Annotated in this window: 7 protein-coding genes; 3 read left to right on the top strand and 4 right to left on the bottom strand. The window is 61.9% G+C overall.

Annotated features, from left to right (window positions below):
* A partial coding sequence (locus tag GA0061102_RS30365) for a transposase (RefSeq protein ID WP_139115094.1) occupies window positions 1-269 on the bottom strand: 269 nt, incomplete at its 3' end.
* Between the two features lie 109 nt (window positions 270-378).
* The gene (locus GA0061102_RS30360) at window positions 379-1,281 is read right to left on the bottom strand and encodes an EamA family transporter (protein ID WP_092856071.1); all 903 of its coding nucleotides are present in this window, start codon (window positions 1,279-1,281) and stop codon (window positions 379-381) included.
* Window positions 1,282-1,363: 82 nt separating this feature from the next.
* Here GA0061102_RS30360 and GA0061102_RS30355 point away from each other — a divergent pair, with 82 nt between their 5' ends.
* Window positions 1,364-1,855 (top strand): MarR family winged helix-turn-helix transcriptional regulator, encoded by a 492-nt coding sequence (locus GA0061102_RS30355; RefSeq protein WP_092856069.1) that lies wholly within the window; start codon window positions 1,364-1,366, stop codon window positions 1,853-1,855.
* On the opposite strand, the gene GA0061102_RS30350 is transcribed toward GA0061102_RS30355, so the two are convergent.
* Window positions 1,829-2,755, bottom strand: coding sequence for a LysR family transcriptional regulator (locus GA0061102_RS30350; protein ID WP_092856067.1), 927 nt, complete (start codon window positions 2,753-2,755; stop codon window positions 1,829-1,831). The genes GA0061102_RS30355 and GA0061102_RS30350 overlap by 27 nt on opposite strands.
* 134 nt (window positions 2,756-2,889) lie before the next feature.
* Between GA0061102_RS30350 and GA0061102_RS30345 the strand changes: the two genes are divergently transcribed.
* Window positions 2,890-4,350: an MFS transporter gene (locus tag GA0061102_RS30345; protein WP_092856065.1), complete on the top strand. Its 1,461-nt coding sequence runs from the start codon at window positions 2,890-2,892 to the stop codon at window positions 4,348-4,350.
* Window positions 4,351-4,394: 44 nt separating this feature from the next.
* Here GA0061102_RS30345 and GA0061102_RS30340 read toward each other — a convergent pair whose 3' ends face one another.
* On the bottom strand, window positions 4,395-5,291 hold the full coding sequence (locus GA0061102_RS30340) for a LysR family transcriptional regulator (protein WP_092856063.1): 897 nt from the start codon (window positions 5,289-5,291) through the stop codon (window positions 4,395-4,397).
* A gap of 69 nt (window positions 5,292-5,360) precedes the next feature.
* On the opposite strand from GA0061102_RS30340, the gene GA0061102_RS30335 reads away from it, so the two are divergent.
* Window positions 5,361-6,017 (top strand): NADPH-dependent F420 reductase, encoded by a 657-nt coding sequence (locus GA0061102_RS30335; protein WP_280949853.1) that lies wholly within the window; start codon window positions 5,361-5,363, stop codon window positions 6,015-6,017.
* Window positions 6,018-6,047: the final 30 nt, after the last annotated feature.

Raw genomic sequence — 6,047 nt, 5'->3', positions numbered from 1 at the left:
ACATTACGCCGGCATTCACGCTCCAGTCGCCGGGAGGAGCGCACCTCGTTGAAATAGCCGTAGATGTAGAGCTTCAGCAGATCACGCGGATCGTAGGGGGGACGACCTGTCGAGGCCTCAACCGCTCGCCTGAATCCGAGCTGCGCAACATCAAGCCCATCGACAAAGGCATCGATCACCCGCACCGCAGCATCTGCCGCAACGTAATCCTCGATCCGGGCTGGCAACAGCGACGTCTGACCCCGATCAGTCCCTGAAATGTATCCCATGAAAATGGCCGCATCGTTTCCAATGCGGCCACCTTAATTGATTTGCCGGACTTCTCACACAGGCTGCCGCGGGCCGCCGTTTTTGTTTGTGAACGTCAGCTCGCTCGCCCTATCGCTTCGACATGGCAGGCTGACTGCCGGCCTGTGCGGAACTTCCTGCCGCCGGGGCCTGCTGCGCCCGCTGGCTGAGCCAGACGCTACCGAGTACAATGACGATACCGAACATCTGCATCGGACTTAGCTGCTGGCCGAGCACCACCCAACCCAGGATCACCGCAGTCGTCGGGCTGAGGAAGCCGAGCGGCGAGACCACCGAAGGTTCGAGCCGCGACAGGCCACGGAACCAGAGGATATAGGTGAGCGCCGCACCGATCAGCCCGAGATAGGTGAAGCCGAGAATATTTGCGCCGGTTAAGTGCGGCAGCGGCGGCTCGAGCAGCAGCGCGACCGGCAGCAGCAATAGGCCGCCCGCCGTCAGCTGCCATGCCGTAAAAGTCAGCGGCGAGACGTCTGGCCGCCAGCGGCGACTGAGCACGGTGCCGGCTGCCATGGAGCAGGCACCAGCAATGCCGGCGACGATGCCAATCGGATCGAGCGTCGCATTCGGCGTGAGGATCAGCAGCGCGACACCGCCGATGCCGGCAATGGCGGCGACAATGGAAAGGCTGCGGATCGGCGAACCCAGCAGGAAACGCGCCAGCACGATGACGATCAGCGGCTGAACGGCGCCGACAGTCGCCGCCACCCCGCCCGGCAGCCGATATGCCGAAATAAACAGCAGCCACCAGAAGATGGAGAAGTTCAGCGCCCCGAGGACGATCGACTTCAGCCACCAGATCCCATGCGGCAGACGCCGCACGATGGCAAGCAGCAGCAGCCCGGCGGGAAGGGCACGCAGCATGGCAACGGTAAGGGGATAGCCGGCCGGCAGCAGCTGCGTCGTCACCAGGTAGGTGCTGCCCCATATCGCGGGTGCGATGGCGGTCAGCAACAGGTCGAAATTGCGGTTCATGGCCTTGGCCTCAAATTTATCTTGACCTCAAGATAACCCGAACTGCCTTGACGTCAAGATAAATTCGTGGCGATGTCCCGCTATGGATCGTATCGACAAAATTCTTGAGCAATGGCGCCGTGAACGGCCGGATCTCGACACCACGGCGATGGGCCTCTTCGGGCGCATGCGCAACCTTACGCTCCATCTCTCGCGCGAAATGGAAAAGACCTTCGCAGGCTTCGACCTCAATTCGGCAAACTTCGACATGCTGGCGACCCTGCGCCGCTCGGGCGAACCTTATACCCTCTCCCCGAGCGACCTGATGGAAACGATGATGGTGACATCGGGCACGATGACCAATCGCATCGATCAGCTGGAGAAGGCCAGTCTCGTTGCCCGCAGCCAGAACCCGAATGACGGCCGCAGCTTCCTGATATCTCTCACGTCAAAGGGCTTCGAGCTGATCGACGCAGCAGTGACTGCGCATGTCGAAACGCAAACGCGATTAATCTCGACGCTCTCGGAAGAAGAGCGAACGGCGCTGGACGGCCTGCTGCGAAATTATTTAGCCGACTTCGAGCCTCACACCTAAGCCCACCGGCCGCTCGGTGCAGATATCTCGAATGCAGCCGCGCAGCCAGCGATGCGCCGGATCCGCATCCATCCGCGGATGCCAGAGCAGCGAGATCGTCACGTCGGACGTCGGCACCGGCAGCGCGAAACTATGCATATCGGTCCGCAGGTTGCCCGTATATCGCTCCGGCACGCTGACGATCAGGTCGGAGGCCCGCGCCAAGGCCAGCGCCGCCGAAAAACTGCCGACGATCGTTGCGATCTGGCGCTCCAGCCTCAGCCGCTCCAACGCCTCATCGATCTGCCCCTTCTGCAGGCCGCGCCGTGAAACCAGAATGTGCCGGCCGGCGGCATAACGTTCGGGCGTCACCGCGCCCTCGCTCAACGGATGCCCGTTCCGGACAACACCGATGAAGCGATCATGGAACAGCGCCTGCACTCGCAACTCCGGACCGGTATCATCCCCCACGACACCGGTCTCGAAGTCGATCGTTCCGTCGCGTAGCGGCGTGCTGTCCTTGTCCAGCTTCTGCGTGAAATAGAGCTGAACGCCAGGCGCTTGCTCTGCAATGCGCGCGATCAGTTCGGCGCCGAAATTCTCCACGAAGCCTTCACGGGTGCGCAACGTGAAAATTCGAGCAAGCTGCTTCAAATCCAGGGCCTCAGCGGGCCGCAAGGCCGCTTCCGCCTCCTGAACCAGCTGCCCGACGCGCTCGCGCAGCTCCAGGGCCCGCGGCGTCGGCACGAGTCCGCGCCCAGCTCTGACCAGCAGCGGATCGCCTGTCGTCTCGCGCAGACGGGCCAAAGCCCGGCTCATCGCCGATGGGCTGAGCCGCAATCGCCGAGCCGCGCGGGCGACGCTGCCTTCCGCAAGCAGGACATTGAGAGTGACGAGCAGATTGAGATCGGGCGTTGACATGGCGCGATCATAGCATGGTTTTGCCGATATATAGCGTCAAACGCACGAATGAAGTGCAAATGATGCGCGTTCCGCCATGCCAACCAAACGGCTACCTTCTGCGAGATCTTTAGACCTCGTTAGAATCGGAGTTCATGTTGAAACCAGCCATCCAAATACCAGACAAGACCGAATCCGGGCGCACGAAAGCCGCGCCTTCGATCCGCTGGGCGCTCGCCAGCCTATCGCTTTCCATGCTGATGCCCTCGCTCGGCACCAGCATCGCCAATATCGCTCTGCCGACGCTCGCCCAGGCATTCGGCGCATCCTTCCAGCAGGTGCAATGGATCGTGCTTGCCTATCTGCTCGCCATCACGACGTTGATCGTGAGCGTCGGACGGCTTGGAGACATGGTCGGCCGCCGCCGGCTGCTGTTGGGCGGAATAGCTCTCTTCACCCTCGCTTCGCTCTTCGCCGGGATTGCACCGACGCTGTGGCTGCTGATTGGAGCCCGCGCCCTGCAGGGCCTCGGCGCCGCGATGATGATGGCGCTGACGGTGGCGATGGTCGGGGAGGCCGTCCCCAGGGAGAAAACCGGCAGCGCCATGGGCCTGCTCGGCACCATGTCTGCCATTGGAACCACCCTTGGCCCTTCGCTCGGCGGCATCCTCATAGCAAGTCTCGGCTGGGAGAGCATTTTCCTCGTCAATGTGCCGCTGGGCATTGCGAATTTCCTCATGGCCGCCCGCTTCCTGCCGGCGGATCGTCAGGATCGCAAAACCAAGCAAGGGCGGCTGGACACGATCGGCACCTTGCTGCTGGCCCTGACATTGGCCGCCTATGCACTCGCGATGACGATGGGGCACGGCAGTTTCGGTGCCGTAAATATCGGCCTGCTTCTGGCTGCAGCCCTCGGCGCCGCGCTCTTTGCGTTCACGGAGACGAAAGTGAAGTCGCCGCTGCTGCGCCTTTCCATGTTTAGCGATCGCGCGCTCAGCACAGGCCTTGCCATGAGCACCCTCGTCTCTACCGTCATAATGGCGACACTGGTGGTCGGCCCTTTCTATCTCTCCCGCGCCCTCGGCTTCGATGCGGCCCATGTCGGCGCCATCATGTCCGCCGGCCCGCTGGTGTCGGCCCTGACGGGCGTACCGGCTGGCCGCATCGTCGATCGCTTCGGCGCCCATCGTATGACCGTTACAGGTCTGATCGGCATGATTGCCGGCCTCTCCTTGCTCGCAGCGCTGCAAGGCAGATTCGGCGCCGCCGGTTATATCGGCCCGCTCGTCATCGTCACCGCGAACTATGCGCTCTTTCAGGCGTCCAACAACACCACGATCATGAGCGACATCACTCAGGAGCAGCGCGGCGTCATTTCCGGCATGCTGAGCCTGTCGCGGAACCTCGGGCTGATAACAGGCGCATCCGTTATGGGCGCGATCTTCACACTGGCGTCGGGAACGACCGATATCACCGCAGCACACCCGGAAGCGATTGCGACGGGCATGCAGATCACCTTCGCGATCGGCGCCTTGCTGATCGTCGCGACATTGATCGTCGCCATCACCGGCCTGGCTTTTGCAAAGCGCGATGCGCTCTCCCAGGAAGCTTCTTGAGAACAGGACAAGGAGGGGTGGCGGATAACAAGCCCGCCATCCGATCAAACCGGTCCGTGGCTGCCGAATTCGGAGGAGGCGAAGTCGAGAAAGCTGCGAAGCTTCGGCGTGATGCGGCGATCCGGTGCGTGGAGAATATGCAGTTGACGCGTCGGCACGCGGTACTCCGGCAGCAGAGGCACCAGCGCGCCCGTCTCCAGGCTGGATTGAATGAGCTCGATCGACTGCAGGACGATGCCGAGGCCCGCCAGCGCTGCCTTGAGCAGCGCCTCGCCATTGTCGATCATCAGCCGGCCGGAGATCGGAATGCTGATATTTCCATCCGGCCCTTCGAAATCCCAATGCGTTCTCAACATGGTATGCGAGAAGATCAGGCACTCGTGATCCCGCAGATCATCCGGCTTGGAGGGAACACCATGGGAGCGCAGATAGCTCGGCGCCGCACAGATCACCAACCGATACGGGCCGAGGCGGCGAGCGATCAATCCGCTGTCGGCAAGCTCCCCGATGCGAAACACCGCGTCGTAGCCCTCGTCGATCAGATCCACCATCCGGTTCGTCAGAGACAAATCGATCGAAACCTCCGGATGCGCGCTCAGATATTTGGGGAGCACCGGTGCGAGCGCGTGGATTCCGAAGGTAACGGGTGCGTTAACCCTCAGCTTGCCGCGCGGCACGGCCCGGCTCTCCGCCACCAGTGCCTCAGCCGCCTCGACCTCGGCCAGGATGTTGCGCGAGCGCTCGTAAAACTGGCTGCCGACCTCCGTCAGATGCTGGCGGCGCGTCGTGCGGTTCAGCAGCCGAACACCGAGATGCTGCTCGAGAAATTGCACATGCTTGCCGACGAGCTGCGGCGACATGTTCAATGCATCCGCCGCGGCGCTGAACGAGCCGAGCTCGACCGCCCTGACGAAGATGCTCATGCTGGAAAAGCGATCCATTGGAAACATTCCGTTTCAAGTATAGTGCCCTATAGCTCATTTATCCGGATCTGGCGATAATCGTATTCATTGGTCAGCAACAACAAGGAGCTGACCAATATGAAAATCGCTGTCATCGGAACTGGAAATATGGGTGCGGGGCTGGCTCGGCTGCTGGCCGGAACAGGATCTGATGTGGTGATCGGCCATCGCGATCCCGCAAAGGCTGCTTCCTTCGCCGCAGAGCTGGGCAGCAATGTCGAGGCGGGTGGCATTGCCGCCGCTGTCAAGCTCGCGGATATCGTCATACTGGCCGTGCCCTACGGCGCCGTGGCCGAAACGCTGAAGGCGGCTGGTAATCTCAAGGGCAAGGTGCTTGTCGATATCACCAACCCCGTCACATCAGACTTCCGCGGTCTCGTCGTTGGACATTCGACCTCTGCTGCCGAGGAAATTCAGGTGCTCGCACCGGAGGCAACGGTGGTGAAGGCGTTCAACACCATCTTCTCGCAGCTGCTGCCCGTCGAGGGGCGCAGAGGCAAGGTGCTTCAGGTCTTCGTTGCCGGTGACGATGAGAAGGCTAAAGATGCCGTATCTCGCCTCGCCAAATCCGCCGGCTTTGAAGCGGTCGACGCGGGTCCGCTCACCAATGCTCGTTTCCTCGAGCCCATCGGCGAGATGAACATCCACTTCGGCTTCTTCCTCGGCAAAGGCCCCACCGTGGCGCCTGACTGGGTTCAGGTCTGACGGCACTCGGCACGACAAGAAGACGAAAGA

The sequence above is a fragment of the Martinezella miluonensis genome (assembly GCF_900094545.1).
GTDB classification, from domain to species: Bacteria; Pseudomonadota; Alphaproteobacteria; order Rhizobiales; family Rhizobiaceae; genus Rhizobium; species Rhizobium miluonense.
Note: the sequence above shows the minus strand (reverse complement) of the source record. Positions and strands in the feature narration are given on the sequence as shown.